This window comes from Brevundimonas sp. GW821-FHT12C05, from assembly GCF_058807475.1.
Genome location: NZ_JBXAQS010000002.1, coordinates 71900 through 87146, shown reverse-complemented (window position 1 = coordinate 87146; position 15247 = coordinate 71900). Strand labels below are relative to the sequence as shown.

Below are 15247 nucleotides of genomic sequence, written 5' to 3'. Positions count from 1 at the left end.
TCATGGCCGGCAAGCTGAGCTTCTCCCTCGTCTCGCCTGAACGCGAGGTCTTCTCGGGCCTCGTGGATCAGGTCGACGCGCCGGGCGTCGAGGGCGACTTCGGCGTCCTGGCCGACCACGCGCCCTTCATGACCGCCCTGCGCGAAGGCGTGGTCACGGTCATCGACGGCGGTTCGCGCCGCCAGTTCGAGGTCCACGGCGGTTTCGCCGACGTGACCCCGGCCGGCCTGACCATCCTGGCTGAAAAAGCCTCGGAAGTGGCCGCGGCCTGATCGGCCTCGCAAATCTGATCTGAAGATCCGGCGGACGCCCAGCGCGTCCGCCGGATTTTTCTTGTTCGCCCCGGCTCTTGACCCCCGCGCCCGGCGCCCTAGATAGCCCCTGCAAGACGAGGCCACGTCCTCGCCCCCGCGTTCCAGCGCCGGGTCAAGTCCGGGACGGCCCGGCCCTTTGCAAGGAGGGCCGCAACCCATGGCCTGGATCTATCTTCTCATCGCCGGCCTGCTCGAGATCGTGTGGGCCTATTTCATGAAGCAGTCGCACGGCTTCACCCGCCTGTGGCCGAGCGTCGCCACGCTTGGCTTCATGACCGTCAGCTTCGCCCTGCTGTCCATCTCCATGAAGACCCTGCCCATGGGTACGGCCTACGTCATGTGGACCGGCATCGGCGCGGTCGGCGCCTTCGTGGTTGGCGTGGTCCTGCTGGGCGAGCAGATCAATCCGCTGCGCATCCTGGCGGCGGTGCTGGTGCTGTCGGGCCTGGTGCTCTTCCGCCTGGCGCCGGGCGGCGGCGCCCACTGACGTTGCGGTGGGACGGAGCCGGTGTCAGGGTCCCTCGAGGGAGGCTCCGATGCTTGAACTCCGTCCCAATTGCGAATGCTGCGACCGCGACCTGCCGCCGGACAGCGCCGACGCCCGCATCTGCACCTTTGAGTGCACTTTCTGCGCCGCCTGCGTAGAAACGCGGCTCAAGGGCGTCTGCCCGAATTGCGGCGGCGGATTCGCGGCCCGCCCGATCCGGCCGGCCCAACTGCTGGCGAAATATCCGGCCTCCACCGCGCGGGTGCTCAAGCCCGGGGGCTGCGTGGCGGCCTAGATCAGCAGCGCCGCGAACGTCGACACCATCACCTGATAGGCCTCGCGCTTGAACGGCACGATCAGGTCGGGCGCCTCGTCCAGACGACCCCAGCGCCAGGCGTCGAACTCGATCTCGTCATGCTGTTCGAGGTCGATCTCGGTCTCTTCGCCGGTGAAGCGGAAGGCGAACCATTTCTGCTTCTGTCCCTTCCAGCCGCGCGCGGACTTGGACCCGCCGTAGCCCTCGGGGAAGTCATAGGCGACCCATTGGCTGATCTCGCCGATCAGGTCGGCGGAGACGACGCCGGTCTCCTCGGCCAGTTCCCGGCGGGCCGCGGTCTCATAGTCCTCGCCGTCGTCCACGCCGCCTTGCGGGAACTGCCAGTTATGGGGCCCCGGCGTGCCCGCGCGTCGCCCGTACCAGACCCGTCCGTCCGGATGGAACAGCACGACGCCGACGTTGGGACGATACTGGGAGAGGTCGGTCATAGGGGAGTGACTAACCACTAATCGCTTCGACAGCTACCGCCCCGGTCGCTGCGTCATCGCGCTCGCCGGCGCCAGCTGCAGTCCGCGCGCTTCCAGGCCGGCGGTCCAGCGGGCTACGGCCTCGACCGTCACCGGATAGCTGAAGCCGGTCCCCATGGCCTGTCCGCGCGACTTGGCCAGGGCCTCCAGCGCGTTCAGCTGGCCGACGATGGCGGCCGGGGTCTGTTCCTCGTCGATGACGCGGTTGGCGCTGGCGCGGGCCCAGGCGCCCGGTTTGCGGCTCATGGAGCCGTCGTCGATGAAGGCGAGGCCGCGCGCGCGCAGCATGCCCATGAAGGCGTTCATGCCCTCGTCCGAGGTCTGGAAGCGGTCGCCCAGATAGTTGGTCACGGCGAAGTAGCCGGTGGCGCGGCTGAGCAGCCAGTTCATCTTGGCCGTCACATCGGCGGCGTCGGCCGAGGACAGCAGGGTGTAGGGGCCCGGATCGTTCGATGGATAGCCGGTGGGCTCCATCGGCATCTCGATCATCACCTCGTGGCCTTGGGCGCGGGCCAGGTCGATCCAGCCCTGCAGGCCCTCGGCATAGGGGACGAAGCTCAGCGTCACCTCGGCGGGCAGGCGCTCAATGGCGGCGCGGGTGGTCACGGCGTTGAGGCCGAGGCCGCCGACCACCACGGCCACGCGCGGGCGGCCGTTGGCGCTGAACGGGCGGGCATAGGCCTGGGCGGGAACGCGGCCGTCGCTGGCGATGCGCGGCAGGACGCCGTCCGGACCGGGCTGGTGCAGGCCGGCGATGGGCGCCTGGGTCAGGGGCTGGGCGGCGATGCGCGGGGCGGTCACCGGCGCGCCGTCGCCCGATACGCTGGCGCCGTCGGGCAGGGTGATCATGGCCTGGCCCATGGCCGAAGGATCCAGCGTCCCGTCGCCGGTCATCAGGTCCTCATAGGCCCCGCCGTTCATCGAGAAGGCGTCCAGCCCGGACGGGGCGGGCGCGCCGGCGGCGGCCTCCCGCTTCAGGGTGGCGCGGGCCGAGGGCGCGCCGGCGCGCGGATCGCCCAGCACGGTGATGAACAGGGCGGCGGCGGCGAGGAGCAGAAAACCCGCGCCGGCCACGGCGACGGGCGGCTTCTTCAGCACGCGGCCGAGCGGCGCGAGGCGGTCGCGCAGGGGAATCTTCACCGGCGGAGCTCCGGCGGTGGCGGCGAGGGCGGACTGGCGCTTGGCGAACATGGACAGGTGAGCACGCTCGATGGGCGGGACCCGCGCACGCGGACCCCTTCGAGGCTCACATTGCCGAGCGCCGGTTAAGAAACCCTAACGGCGCGTTAGCCATGTGCGGGCTTATTCGCCGGGGCTTCCCGCGGCGCCGTTGTCGGCCAGCACCGTGCCGGGCGCCGAGGTGACGATGCCCTCCGGCGCCGCCGCCAGGCGGGTCAGCTGACCGCCCGCGCGCAGCACGTCGAAGGCGCGCTCCAGCTGGTAATCCTTGTCCTTGTCATAGGCCTCGCCCGGAGCCTCGTGCGGCACGTGGGCGCCCTTGCGCTCGGCCCCGATGGAGGCGTCCAGCGCCGTGGCGTAGGCCGCCTCGGAATAGATGAAGCTGGAGCGCGAGATGATGCGCGCCTCGGCCTCGGAGCGGGCCACTTCCAGGTCCGGCTCGATGCCGATCTTCTGGATCGAGGCGCCGGACGGCGTGTAGTAGCGGGCCGTGGTGATCGACAGGGCGCCGTCGGCGCCGTTGCGCAGCGGGATCACCGTCTGGACCGAACCCTTGCCGAAGCTGGTCAGGCCAACGACCGTGGCGCGCTGGTGATCCTTCAGGGCGCCGGCGACGATCTCCGAAGCCGAGGCCGAGCCATAGTTGATCAGCACCACCAGCGGCAGGCCGTTGGTCAGGTCGCCCGCGGTCGCGGCGTAGCGCTGGATCTGGTCCGGCTTGCGCCCGCGCTGGCTGACGATCTCGCCGCGTTCCAGGAAGGCGTCGGACACGGCGATGGCCGCGTCCAGGAGGCCGCCTCCATTGTTGCGCAGGTCCAGGACATAGCCCTTCAACGCCGGGTTCTCGGCCTTGAGCTTGGCGATCGTCTCGGTCAGTTCGCGGCCGGTGTTCTCGTTGAAGGTCGAGACGCGCAGGTAGCCGAACTCGCCCTCGACGCGGCCGGTGACGGATTCGATGCGGATCACTTCGCGGGTCAGGGTCACCTCGCGCGGCTCCTCGCCGTCACGCAGGAAGGTGACCTTGACCGTGGTGCCCACGGCGCCGCGCAGCTTGTCGGAGACTTGGCTGACGGTCAGGCCCGAGGCGCTCTGGCCGTCGATGGCCGAGATGACGTCGCCGGCGTTGACGCCCGCGCGGGCGGCGGGGCCGCCGTCCATCGGCGAGATGATCTTCACCAGCCCGCCCTCGGACGAGATGGTCAGGCCGACGCCCGAATAGTGGCCCTCGGTGCGCTCGCGCAGATCGCCGTAGCCTTCCGGCGGCAGATAGTTGGAGTGGGGGTCCAGCGCCCCCATCATGCCCTGCAGCGCCGCCTCGATCAGCTTCTTGTCGTCGACCGGCACGACATAGGCCTGCTCGACGATGCCCAGCACGTCGCCGAACAGGCCGATCATGCGGAAGGCTTCGTTGCGCGGAGTCTGACCGGCGGCGGTCGCGGCCCCCAGGCCGACCACGGTGGCGGCGGCGGCGCCGATCATCAGCAGCTTGCGCATTCGTCTTCTTCTCAGCGGACCGGGGAGGCGGTCTTACAGGGCGGCAGTTAGGTCCCGGGCGACGACGAAATCGTGGCCGATCCGGGAACGGTCGATAAAATCAGCGTCATCGGCGGATGGGAAGCGGATTCGCCCGTCCGGGACCCAACCGGGATCAATTCAGCCAAGGCGCCGGATCGACGGCGCGTTCGTCGCGCCGCAGCTCGAACCAGACCTCGCCGTCGGGGGCGGTGCGGCCCACGGCCTGGCCGTCCGAGACCCGGGTCCCGGTCTCGACCGAAACCTCGTCCAGCCCGGCGATGACCGCGCGCCAGCCGGGTCCAAGGTCGACGATCACCACCTGCCCCCAACCCGACAGGGGGCCGGCGAAGACCACGCGCCCCGCGGCAGGGGCGCGGGCCTCCAACTGGTCCGCGCTCCAGCGCCATCCATTCGAGCCGCGTCCGAAGCGCGTCGAGGGAGCCCCATCGACTGGGGCGGTCAGGCGGCTGCGTCCCGCGGGAAGGCGCGCCACGGTCGTCGGCGCGTCGATCTCCGGCGCGGGCACGGCGGCGCCGAGCGCGTTCAGCCGGGCTTCCAGCGCACGCCCCGCCCGTTCCGCCTGCACGGCCTCGGCGCGCAACACGGCCTGCAGCGCCGTCTTGCGGGCCGACAGGCTTTCGATCTCGCCGCGCCGGTCGCCCCGCGCGCTCTCGGTCGTGAACAGCTGTTCGCTGTTCAACGCGGCCAGCCGCCGGATGCGGGTCAGTTCGGACTGCTCATCCGCCAGCGCCCTGGCCCGGCTTTGCAGTTCGGGGGCGATGGCGCGCAGCAGGATGGAGGCCCGCACTGCGTCCACCGCCTCGTCGGCCGGCACCAGCAGGGGCGGCGGCGGCTTACGGCTCATCATCTGCAGGGCCGACAGCAGCCGGGCCTGGCGTCCGCGCGCCAGCGCCAGGCGGGCGACCAGCTCGTTCTCGCGCTGACCCAGTTCGCGCAGCCGCGTCCGCTGGGCGGTGATCAGCTGATCGTCGGCGCTGACGGCGGCGGTCAGGCGGCCCAGTTCGCGTTCCAGGTTCACGATTTCGGCGGCCGCGTCGTCGGCCTCCGCCCTCAGGCGGCGCGCGCGGGCCTGCTCGTCGCGGAACTCGGCCTGCAGGCGCGCGACCTCGCCTCGCTCCTGCGGCGCCGCGGCGGCGACGGGCAGAGCGATCAGGCCGATCAGCAGGATGGGAAGGACGGGACGCATCTAGTCCCTATGGTAGGGCGATCCGGCCAGGATGGTCACGGCGCGATAAAGCTGTTCCGCCAGCATCGCCCGCGCCAGCGCGTGCGGCCAGGTCTGGGGGCCGAAGGCCAGGGTCGATCCCGCCGCTTCGCGCACGCTGGCGTCCAGTCCGTCGGCTCCGCCGATGGCGAACACCAGCCGCCGCTCGCCCCGGTCCCGGAGCAGGGCGATATGGTCGGCGAAGGCGCGGCTGGAGAAGGTCTTGCCGCGCTCGTCGCAGGCGATCAGGTGCGCGCCCTCGGCCGCCTTGAGGATCAACTCGGCTTCCGGCGCCTTGCCCGGCTTGCGCGGCTCCAGATCGATCAGCTCCAGCGGCCCCAGACCCAGCGCCCGGCCCGCCAGGGTGGCGCGCTGGGCGTAGTCCTCGGCCAGCATGGCTTCGGGCCCGCGTCCCGGCTTGCCGATCGCGATGACGCCCAGCTTCATGGTCGGATCAGGGGATCAGGCGCGGCTGTCGGTGCGGTGGCCGCTCTCGACCGACCAGATCTTCTCGATGTTGTAGAAGGCGCGCACTTCCGGGCGGAACAGGTGGACGATCACGTCGCCGCCGTCCAGCAGCACCCAGTCGCAGTGCGGCAGGCCAGAGACCTTGACCTTGCCCAGGCCCTTTTCCTTCATCAGCCGCTGCAGGTGGTCGGCCAGGGCGCCGACGTGGCGGTGCGAGCGGCCCGAAGCCACGATCATGGCGTCGGACATGGGGCTTTTGCCGCGCAGGTCGATCAGGACGATGTCCTGCGCCTTGTCGTCGTCGAGCTTGCCCAGGATGGCGTTTTCGAGGTCCGTCAGGCCGACGGGGAGGGGAGCCTGCTGACCGTCTTCGGAGTGAACGGGTTCGATCTCGTCCATCTCGTGCGCCGTGTTGGAGACGGCGTCATCGTGCGCGTCATACGCGGTAGAGGGGGTCAGCGGAGGGCTCCGGGGGTCGTTACTAAAGCGGCAGTCTAGCACGGACGGCCCCCGCCGTCACGCACCGCGGCTTTTGGCGGCCGCGCGCAGCGCCGTGGACGAGCGCGGATTGAGCGGCGCGGTCAGATAGGTCCAGGCCGGAGCGTCCATCGACGACAGCAGCCGGGCCTTCTGGGCGGGGATGCGGGCTTCGGCGAAGCGGGCCGCCGCCGGTGCGGTGCGGCTGTCCAGCAGCGAGCCCGGCCGGGCGATCACCGCCACCGGCATCAGCCGCATGATGTCCGTCCAGCCGCGCCATTTGTGGAAGCTGGCCAGGTTGTCCGAACCCATGAGCCAGACGAAATTCACCCCCGGATGACGGGCGACGAGGGCGCGCAGGGTGTCGATGGTCCACTGGGTGCCCAGCCGCGTCTCGACATCCGAGACGATCATCGACGGGCCGGAGGCCGCCAGCCGGGCCGCTTTCGCGGCGGAGGCCATGCGTTCGGCCAGGGGCGCGCTGTCGCGGGCGTCCTTCAACGGGTTCTGCGGCGACACCAGCCAGACCACCCGGTCCAGCCCCAGTCGCCGCAGGGCCGTTTCGGCGACATGGGCGTGGCCGTCATGGGCGGGATTGAACGAGCCGCCGAACAGACCGACCGACATGCCGGGACGCAGGTCCAGGCCGTCGCGCAACGCCCCCGTGCGGGGGCCGGCGATCTTCGGCGCGGGACCGGCGTGGAAGAAGGGCAAGGCGGGCTCGCGCGACTTATGCTCATCCGCGCCCTAACACGCGGGATCGTCCGTGTCGCCTCAGTTTCGCTGTCGGTCGCCGATGCTGACAGCAGGGTGGCGGCAGCCCCGGCGCAGGTTCGGTCTCCACAGGGAGGATTCCATGACAGACGCATCGCTTCGCCCCGGCCGCCGGGGCGTCCTGAAAGCCGCCGCCGGCCTCGCCGTCGCACCCGCCCTGGGCGCTGTCCCGGCCCGCGCCCAGGTCGCGGCGCGCGCCGGAGAGTTCGACTTCCTGTCCGGCGAGTGGCGCATACGGAACCGGCGCCTCAAGGCTCCGGGCGACTGGGACGAGTTCGAAGGAGAAGCGACCTGCTGGAGCATTCTGGGCGGCGTGGCCAGCGTCGAGGAGCTGCGCATTCCGGCCCGGGACTTCAGCGGCATGGGCCTGCGCACCCTCGACGCCGCCAACGGCGTCTGGTTGGACTACTGGATGAACGCCAGGACCGGCGTGCCCGGATCGGCCGGCACGCCCGGCCGCTTCGTGGACGGCGTCGGCGATTTCGACGCCGCCGACACCGACGATCAGGGAGCGGTCATCTATCGTGGCTGCTGGGATCAGATCACCGCCACGAGCTGCCGCTGGCGTCAGGGCGCGTCCCGCGACGGCGGCGCGACCTGGGACTGGAACTGGATCATGCAGTGGAGCCGGGTCGCCTAGGCCGCTGTCAGCGGGCGCCTTCGCCGGCGCTTCAACGGAGGATCAGGGCGCCCAGCCGCCGGGGGTCTCGACCACGCCCTCGTCCTCGTCGTCCACCCGGGTCAGCTCGCCGCGCGTCTTGCGCACCTCGTTCCAGGCCGCGCGCAGCAGCGGGGTCACGCCCTCGCCGGACACGCCGGACACCAGGAACGGCCGCTTGCCCGATACGGCCTCCAGATCCGCGGCCTTGGCTTCGCGCTCTTCCGGCGACAGGGCGTCGATCTTGTTCAACGCCAGCAGTTCGGTCTTGTCGGCCAGGCCCTCGCCATAGGCGTCCAGTTCGCCGCGGATGATCCGGTACGCTCCGGCTACGTCCTCCTGCGTCCCGTCGATCAGGTGGATCAACGAGGCCGAGCGCTCGACGTGGCCCAGGAAGCGGGTGCCCAGACCGGCGCCCTCGTTGGCGCCCTCGATCAGGCCCGGGATGTCGGCGATGACGAAACGTTCGGTGGGCGACAGGTCGACCATGCCCAGGTTGGGCACCAGTGTCGTGAACGGATAGTCGGCGATCTTGGGCCGCGCGGCGCTCGCCGCTGCCAGGAAGGTCGACTTGCCGGCGTTGGGCAGGCCGGCCAGGCCGATGTCGGCGATCAGCTTCAGCCGCAGCCAGATCCAGCGTTCCTGGCCCTCCTGGCCGGGATTGGCGTAGGTCGGCGCCTGGTTCGACGGACCCTTGAACCGGGTGTTGCCCCAGCCGCCGTTGCCGCCCTTGAGCAACATCTCGGTCTTGCCGGCGTAGTCCATGTCCAGCAGGACCGTCTCCTTGTCCTCGTCCAGCACCTGGGTGCCGACCGGGACCTTCAGGATCACGTCCTCCCCCTTGCCGCCGTGCATCTGGCGGCCCTGGCCGTGATGACCGGTCTGGGCCTTGAAATGCTGCTGGTAGCGGAAGTCGATCAGGGTGTTCAGGCCGTCCATGGCCGTGATCCAGACGTTGCCGCCATGACCGCCGTCGCCGCCGTCCGGCCCGCCGTTGGGAATGAACTTTTCGCGGCGGAACGAAACGGAGCCCCCGCCGCCGTTGCCGGAGCGGATATAGATCTTGGCCTGGTCGAGAAACTTCATCGGCGGCTTATGCCGCAAGAGAGCGGCGATTTACAGGCGGCGCGCATCACCTCACCATCCGTGGGGTGAAGATCTCGTCCGAAAGCCTGATGAACCTGCTGTCGCCATCCAAGGCGGCGGACACGGCGCGTGAGGATCGGCTCAAGGCTTCGGCCGAGGCGAGGCTGCGGGAGGCCAAGGCCGCCTCCGAGACGCTCCGGGCGAAGAGCAGCCAGGCCTCGGAAGAGCGCAAGGCTGCCGCGCGCCAGAAGATCGAACAGCTGAAGGCGCGGCTTCAGATGCTGCGCTCCATGGCCGCCGTCGATCCCAAGGGCACGGCGCGGATCGCGGCCCAGATCGCGCGTGAACTGGGCGCGGCGGTCAAGGAATATGCGGCGGCGGGCGGGGTGACCTCCGGCATGGGCGTGGGCGGCGCGCCGGCGGCTCCCGCATCAGGCTCTGACGCCGCCGGAGCACAGGGTGACGCCGCGGCGGGCGGGGGCGAGGGCTCGCCCGTCGCGTCCGGAGACCAGACCCCGGCGGGCGAGACGCAGACCGGGGACGCCGACGCCGGCAAGGAGGACGCGGGCAAGTCCGCCAATCCCTATCAGCAGGCCATCGACGAGCAGAAGGCGCAGGTCGCCGACATGGCCCGCCGCAGCGGTCAGCAGCAGGCCGACAACGAACTGATGGCCGATGTCCGCAAGATGGCGGCTGAACTGAAGGCCCTCGTCCGCGCCGCCACCGAACGCGCCAAGGCCGGCAAGGACGACGACGCCATGTCGCCACAGGAAGCCGCCGAACTCGAGAAGGCGGTCGCCGAGATGGACCGCCAGGTCGGACAGGCCGGCGCCGATCTGGGCGGCGGTCTGGTGTCGCTGATCGTCTAGAGGACGCCGAGCCCCTTCAGCCAGGTCTCGACCAGTCCGGGCCAGACGGTGTCCGGGCTTTCGTGACGCCTCAGGCCGAAGGCGTGCCCGCCCCGGGCGAATAAATGCACCTCCGCCGGGACGTCGGCGGCGTCCAGCGCACGAGCGTACAGGGTGCTGTTGCAGATGTCGTCCACCGGATCATCCCAGGCCTGCAGCAGGAAGGTCGGCGGGGTCCGGGCGGTGACGCGGAGGCCGGGATCGAGCGTCTCGCCACGACGGCAGATGTGGCCGGGGAAGAAGGCGATGGCGAAGTCCGGGCGGCTGCTGACCCGGTCGGCGGCGTCGACGGGGGTATAGGCGGGGGCGAAGATATTGCTGGTCTGGGCGACCAGATAGCCCCCGGCCGAGAAGCCCATGACGCCGATTTTGCCCGGATCGACCTGGAGCTCGGCGGCTCGGGCGCGGACCAGGCGGATGGTGCGCTGGGCGTCCTGAAGGGCCCGGGGGATCTCCGGCGTGATGCTGCAGCGGCATTCCGGGTTCCAATAGTGATTGCTGCCCGGCACGCGGTATTTGGACAGGATGCAGGTGATCCCCTTGGAGGTGATCCAGTCGCAGATTTCCGTGCCCTCGAGGGTCAGGACGACGGCGCGGAAGCCGCCGCCCGGGAAGACGACGATGGCGGCCCCCGTGTTGCGGCCCTTGGGCGGAAAGACCGTCATGGTCGGAACGGAGACGTCGAGGACGGCCTGCGAGGTCGTGCCGCCGATGGCGTCGGGCGTTTCCTTTGTCAGGACGCTTTCGGGAGGCTGGGAGACGCCCTCCATGTCCGGCGCGGCGCCGGGCCAGATGGGGGTCTGGATCAGACCTTCGGGCTGCCGCCAGACGCCGACATGCGTCCCGATCTCCTGAGGCGCGGCCACCGCCGCCGCCCGGCGCGGTTCCGCCTCGGGCCTTCCGGTGCAGGCCAGAGCGCCGCAGACCGTCGCCAGCGCGACCACCCTGATCAGGATCACTCTCATTCCGGGCATCGGCGCACTTCCCCTGTGTCGAGGAGAAGAAGGCCATGGCGGCGGACGTCTCACAAAGGATGAGAACTCCGGCCTGCCCCGAGATAATTTCATGACCGGTGGGCGACGAAAAAGGGCGGGATCGTCGCCGATCCCGCCCTTCATCGCTCAATCGGGTTGAAGGCCTACTTCGCCCAGACGCCGAACGGATCGCTCCACGGCATGTCCAGCGCCTCGGCGACGGCCGGATAGGTCAGCTCGCCCTTCAGCACGTTCAGGCCGCGGGCGAGGTGCGGGTTGTCCTTCAGGGCGTCCAGGCCCTTGTCCGCCAGCGCCAGGCCGAAGGGCAGGGTGGCGTTGTTCAGGGCTTCCGACGACGTGCGCGGGGCGGCGCCCGGCATGTTGGCCACGCAGTAGTGGACGACGCCGTCGATGACATAGGTCGGGTCTTCATGGGTCGTGGCGTGGCTGGTCTCGAAACAGCCGCCCTGGTCGATGGCGACGTCGACCAGCACCGAGCCGGGCTTCATCGACTTCAGGTGTTCCTTCTTGATCAGCTTGGGCGCCTCGGCGCCCGGGACCAGGACGGCGCCGATGATGACGTCAGCCTTGACCAGTTCCTCTTCGATCGCGCCGATCGCGGAGTAGCGGGTGATGACCCGGCCGTTGGTGACCTCATCGATATAGGCCATGCGCGGGATCGAGCGTTCGAGAACGACCACTTCGGCGCCCAGGCCCATGGCCATGCGGGCCGCGTTCAGGCCGACGACGCCGCCGCCCAGCACCAGCACGCGGGCCGGAGCCACGCCCGGAACGCCGCAGAACAGCAGGCCCATGCCGCCGTTGTGCTTGAGCAGGGTCTCGGCGGCCGAGAAGACGGCGATGCGGCCGGCGACTTCCGACATCGGCGCCAGCAGCGGCAGGCCGCCCTGGGCGTTCGTCACGGTCTCATAGGCGATGGCGGCGCATTTCGAGGCGATCAGGCCCTTGGTCTGCTCGGGATCGGGCGCCAGGTGGAGGTAGGTGAACAGGATCTGGTCCTCGCGGAGCATTTCCCACTCGACCTTCTGCGGCTCCTTGACCTTCACGATCATGTCGTTGTTCGCGAAGATCTCGGCGGCGGTGTCGACGATCTTGGCGCCCGCCTTGACGTAGTCGGCGTCGGTGAAGCCTGCGCCCAGACCGGCGCCCTTCTCGATCGAGACGGCGTGGCCGTGGGACACGTATTCGCGCACGGCGGTCGGCGTCAGGCCGATACGGTGCTCGTTCTTCTTGATTTCCTTGGGGACGCCGACGCGCATGGGGAGTTTCCTTGCCTGAACCGGGTACGAGCCACTCTGCGGCGGCCGCGTTTCGCGCGCAATCTAGCGGCGGTTTCCGCGCAGGTTCCTGTTCTTTTTGCTGACTGATCGACGTAAAGTCGCAGAATCTGCGAACGAGGCCGCCCGTGAAGACGATTTCCGCTGTCGCCCTGGACGATACCGACCGGAAGATGCTTCGCGCCTTGCAGGGCGACGGGCGCATGACCAACGCTGATCTGGCCCGGGCCGTGAACCTGTCGGAGAGCGCCTGCCTGCGCAGGCTCAGGGCGTTGGAGAGCGAAGGGGTGATCAGCCGCTACGCCGCGATCATCAATGAGCGCGCCGTCGGCCTGCCGATCAGCGTCTTCGTGACGGTGACCCTGTCGTCCCAGGCCGAGGCCTCTTTGACCGCCTTCGAGACCGCCATCGCCACCGTGCCGGAGGTGGTGGAATGCTATCTGATGACCGGCGGTTCGGACTATCTGCTGCGTCTCGTGGTCCGCGACGTGGACGACCTGGAACGGGTCCACTCGCGCGAGCTGACCCGCATCCCGGGCGTGACCCGGGTGTCGTCCAGCGTGGCGATGCGCACGGTGGTCAAGCGCGGCGCATTACCGGTTTGACACTGGACCCCGGCCGATCCCGCCCCCAGTTTGGCGGGGTGGCCCACTCGCTTTTCCAGACCCTGACCGCCGACGGCCGCATGGAGCGGCATCGCCACGCGCACGCCTACGCCGCTCTCGTGCTGTCCGGCGGCTATGTCGAGGCGGGAGATCGGGGCCGCTTTCGCGCCGCGCCGGGTCAGGTGCTGATCCACGGCGCCTGGGAGTCCCACATGGACGCCGTGTCGGCGTCGGGGGCGATGGTGTTGAACCTGCCCTTCGTCGATCCGGTGGCTTTCGGCGTCGGCCGGATCGCCGATCCTGACGTCGTCGCACGGGCCGCCGGGCGCGACATGGTCGAGGCCCTGGGCCTGTTCCGCGAAGCGCTGAAACCCGTGTCTGATGAGGGAGGCGACTGGCCGGACCTGCTGGCGGCCGCGCTTCGCCGAGGGTCGGATGTTGGGCTTGAGGCCTGGGCGGCTGGCGCCGGCCTGGCTCCCGAGACGGTCAGCCGGGGCTTCCGCCAGGTCTTCGGCACGACACCCCGGCGCTATCGCGCCGAACAGCGGGCGCTGAGGGCCGCCCGGGCGCTTCAGCGGCGCGAGGATCCGCCGGCGGCGCTGGCGGCCGAGCTCGGCTTCGCCGACCAGGCGCACATGAGCCGCGCCGTCTCCGCCCTGACCGGTCTTTCGCCGGGGCGTCTTCGGGTCAAGTCGGTTCAATCCTGAGGCTCCGGGCTCGGCTAGGTCTGGGCCATGGATCGACGCACCCTCCTCTCCGCCGCCCTGGCCGCGCCCCTGGCTTCCGCCGTCGCGCTCGCCGTCCCTTCATCCCCACGGGCGCAGACCGCGGGTTCGAGCCGCCCGACAGGCCGCACCGACTGGCGGGTGAATGACTCCGAGGGTCAGGACGCCATCGCCTTCCTGGCGCCCCTGTCGGGCCGTGAGCTCTACACCCGCTACTACGCCGAGGACGTCGCCGCCTTCGCGCCCCGTCTGCCCGAGGCGGTGCGGACCGCCGTCCCGGCCCTGTGGCGGACGGCCGAGGACGAGGGCTTCGGCTTGTTCTCGCCGAACCTGAACACCATCCTGTCCCATGCCGACCGCGATACGACCCTGGACGACATGATCGCCGCCCTGGCCGATCCGGAGACGATCGTTCGTCCGACCTATCAGGCCGGCCCCTATTGGGACCAGAAGGACTGGGACTGGTTCGTCCGCCATGCGCCGGAGACGCGCTCGATCCTGGAGGCGATGAAGGCGGCCGGCTTCTCCGCCTGGCGCCGCGAGCGGGCCGGCGCGGCGCTGGCGGCCGGGCTGACGATGCTCCGCGCCGCCCTGCCGGCCTTCGACATCATCAAGGTCGAGGAGAAGCTGACGGGACGGACCTTCGATCCCCGTATCGACATCACCCTGATGCAGTTCTCCAAGCCTCACGGGATCAAGGTGCACGGCCAGCGCTTCCTGCAGTCGGCCGACTATGACGTGGGCCTCACCGTCCGGATCGCCGCCCACGAACTGCTGCACCCGCCCGTGCCGATGGAGGGGCCGACGGCCCTGGCCGCGCTCGCCGTGCTGGAGAGGGATCCGCTGATCACCCGCATCGTCCGCGAGCACGATCCCCGTTTCGGCTACACGACCCTGGAGGGCGTCCTGAACGAGGACATGTGCCAGGCGCTGGACCAGACCGTCAGCGAGGTCCTGGGCGTGGCGCGCAATCCGGCCGACCGCTGGCGCACCCAGGATGACGGCATGCACGTGCTGGCGGCGGGGCTCTACGGCCTGCTGCGCGAGGATCGCTGGTCGCGCGAGGGCGGCTCGATCGAGACCTGGCTCGCCGATGCTGTCCGCCGCGGACGGCTCGCGCCCGAGGTCCTCCATCCGGTCGCCGCCCGCGTGCTGGAACGGCCTGTCGATCAGCTTTGGCCGCTGGCGTCCGACAGCTGAGCCTTGCATCCCGCCGCCCCGTCCCCACCTCACGGTCAAGGTAGCGGAGGGGTGGATGCAGGATCGCAGTGCGGGTTGGAGACTGCTTTTTCTCCTCGGCGTTTTCGGACTCTTGGTCGCCTTGGCGACAGGCGGCGGCCTGTTCCTTCCCGGCCTCGCCGTTCTCTTTTCTGGCGCCGCCCTCATCGACCGCCGGATCGCTGACCGCATCACCGGCTGGGCGCTGAAGGCCTTCTCCGGTTCGGCGGTGCGCGACACCCTCGTCATCGTCGGTGCGCTGATGCTGATCCAGTTCCTGCCGGTCGAGCTGGCCCTGCTCGCCGCCGGAGACGCCCTGGCCTATGTCGAGGTCATGGCCGCCGTCAGTCTGATCGCCGCCAACACCCGGCTCAAACCGCTGCTGGCCTCGGCGAAGGCCCGGATGCAGACCGTCATCCCCGCGGTCCGTCCCCGGCCGGCGGCGCGCGGCGCCCGAACGCCTCGTCCTGCGTTGCGCCGCAAGGCCCCGCCCGCCGACGCCGACGGGCCGGGGTTGGTCTTCGCCTGACGC

Annotated in this window: 19 protein-coding genes; 9 read left to right on the top strand and 10 right to left on the bottom strand. The window is 70.2% G+C overall.

The window, feature by feature from the left end:
• Positions 1-2: 2 nt before the first annotated feature.
• From AC1RRF_RS09750 to AC1RRF_RS09740, 3 genes are all read left to right on the top strand, one after another.
• Positions 3-272: an ATP synthase F1 subunit epsilon gene (locus tag AC1RRF_RS09750; RefSeq protein WP_492834244.1), complete on the top strand. Its 270-nt coding sequence runs from the start codon at positions 3-5 to the stop codon at positions 270-272.
• Positions 273-471: 199 nt separating this feature from the next.
• Positions 472-801, top strand: coding sequence for a DMT family transporter (locus AC1RRF_RS09745; RefSeq protein WP_291836895.1), 330 nt, complete (start codon positions 472-474; stop codon positions 799-801).
• A gap of 49 nt (positions 802-850) precedes the next feature.
• Entirely contained in the window at positions 851-1096 is a 246-nt protein-coding gene (locus tag AC1RRF_RS09740; protein ID WP_492834243.1) for a DUF1272 domain-containing protein, read from the top strand.
• On the opposite strand, the gene AC1RRF_RS09735 is transcribed toward AC1RRF_RS09740, so the two are convergent.
• The 7 genes from AC1RRF_RS09735 to AC1RRF_RS09705 form a co-directional block, all read right to left on the bottom strand.
• On the bottom strand, positions 1093-1566 hold the full coding sequence (locus AC1RRF_RS09735) for an RNA pyrophosphohydrolase (protein WP_492834242.1): 474 nt from the start codon (positions 1564-1566) through the stop codon (positions 1093-1095). The genes AC1RRF_RS09740 and AC1RRF_RS09735 overlap by 4 nt on opposite strands.
• A gap of 33 nt (positions 1567-1599) precedes the next feature.
• Entirely contained in the window at positions 1600-2796 is a 1197-nt protein-coding gene (locus tag AC1RRF_RS09730) for a divergent polysaccharide deacetylase family protein (RefSeq protein ID WP_492834241.1), read from the bottom strand.
• Positions 2797-2907: 111 nt separating this feature from the next.
• Positions 2908-4278 carry a S41 family peptidase gene (locus AC1RRF_RS09725; protein ID WP_492834240.1) on the bottom strand — a complete coding sequence of 457 codons (1371 nt, stop codon included), beginning with the start codon at positions 4276-4278 and terminating at the stop codon, positions 2908-2910.
• A 154-nt stretch (positions 4279-4432) separates the two neighbouring features.
• Positions 4433-5506 (bottom strand): murein hydrolase activator EnvC family protein, encoded by a 1074-nt coding sequence (locus AC1RRF_RS09720; RefSeq protein ID WP_492834239.1) that lies wholly within the window; start codon positions 5504-5506, stop codon positions 4433-4435.
• On the bottom strand, positions 5507-5971 hold the full coding sequence (gene rlmH, locus AC1RRF_RS09715; RefSeq protein ID WP_492834238.1) for a 23S rRNA (pseudouridine(1915)-N(3))-methyltransferase RlmH: 465 nt from the start codon (positions 5969-5971) through the stop codon (positions 5507-5509).
• Between the two features lie 15 nt (positions 5972-5986).
• A complete protein-coding gene (rsfS, locus tag AC1RRF_RS09710; RefSeq protein ID WP_291840035.1) occupies positions 5987-6391 on the bottom strand; it encodes a ribosome silencing factor in 405 nt (134 codons plus the stop codon).
• 117 nt (positions 6392-6508) lie between these two features.
• On the bottom strand, positions 6509-7183 hold the full coding sequence (locus AC1RRF_RS09705; RefSeq protein ID WP_492834237.1) for a nicotinate-nucleotide adenylyltransferase: 675 nt from the start codon (positions 7181-7183) through the stop codon (positions 6509-6511).
• Between the two features lie 142 nt (positions 7184-7325).
• On the opposite strand from AC1RRF_RS09705, the gene AC1RRF_RS09700 reads away from it, so the two are divergent.
• Positions 7326-7883 carry a DUF1579 domain-containing protein gene (locus AC1RRF_RS09700; protein WP_492834236.1) on the top strand — a complete coding sequence of 186 codons (558 nt, stop codon included), beginning with the start codon at positions 7326-7328 and terminating at the stop codon, positions 7881-7883.
• Positions 7884-7925: 42 nt separating this feature from the next.
• On the opposite strand, the gene obgE is transcribed toward AC1RRF_RS09700, so the two are convergent.
• On the bottom strand, positions 7926-8987 hold the full coding sequence (gene obgE, locus AC1RRF_RS09695; protein ID WP_492834235.1) for a GTPase ObgE: 1062 nt from the start codon (positions 8985-8987) through the stop codon (positions 7926-7928).
• Between the two features lie 65 nt (positions 8988-9052).
• On the opposite strand from obgE, the gene AC1RRF_RS09690 reads away from it, so the two are divergent.
• Positions 9053-9856, top strand: coding sequence for a hypothetical protein (locus AC1RRF_RS09690; protein ID WP_492834234.1), 804 nt, complete (start codon positions 9053-9055; stop codon positions 9854-9856).
• On the opposite strand, the gene AC1RRF_RS09685 is transcribed toward AC1RRF_RS09690, so the two are convergent.
• Both AC1RRF_RS09685 and ald read right to left on the bottom strand, forming a co-directional pair.
• Positions 9853-10869, bottom strand: coding sequence for an alpha/beta hydrolase (locus tag AC1RRF_RS09685; protein ID WP_492834233.1), 1017 nt, complete (start codon positions 10867-10869; stop codon positions 9853-9855). The two genes, AC1RRF_RS09690 and AC1RRF_RS09685, sit on opposite strands and share 4 nt — an antisense overlap.
• 164 nt (positions 10870-11033) lie before the next feature.
• Positions 11034-12149 (bottom strand): alanine dehydrogenase, encoded by a 1116-nt coding sequence (gene ald / locus AC1RRF_RS09680; protein ID WP_492834232.1) that lies wholly within the window; start codon positions 12147-12149, stop codon positions 11034-11036.
• Between the two features lie 155 nt (positions 12150-12304).
• Between ald and AC1RRF_RS09675 the strand changes: the two genes are divergently transcribed.
• From AC1RRF_RS09675 to AC1RRF_RS09660, 4 genes are all read left to right on the top strand, one after another.
• Positions 12305-12772, top strand: coding sequence for an Lrp/AsnC family transcriptional regulator (locus AC1RRF_RS09675; RefSeq protein ID WP_492834789.1), 468 nt, complete (start codon positions 12305-12307; stop codon positions 12770-12772).
• 38 nt (positions 12773-12810) lie between these two features.
• Positions 12811-13479: a helix-turn-helix domain-containing protein gene (locus AC1RRF_RS09670; protein ID WP_492834231.1), complete on the top strand. Its 669-nt coding sequence runs from the start codon at positions 12811-12813 to the stop codon at positions 13477-13479.
• Between the two features lie 27 nt (positions 13480-13506).
• Positions 13507-14697: a hypothetical protein gene (locus AC1RRF_RS09665; protein WP_492834230.1), complete on the top strand. Its 1191-nt coding sequence runs from the start codon at positions 13507-13509 to the stop codon at positions 14695-14697.
• Between the two features lie 121 nt (positions 14698-14818).
• On the top strand, positions 14819-15244 hold the full coding sequence (locus tag AC1RRF_RS09660) for a hypothetical protein (RefSeq protein WP_492834229.1): 426 nt from the start codon (positions 14819-14821) through the stop codon (positions 15242-15244).
• The last annotated feature ends 3 nt before the right edge of the window (positions 15245-15247 follow it).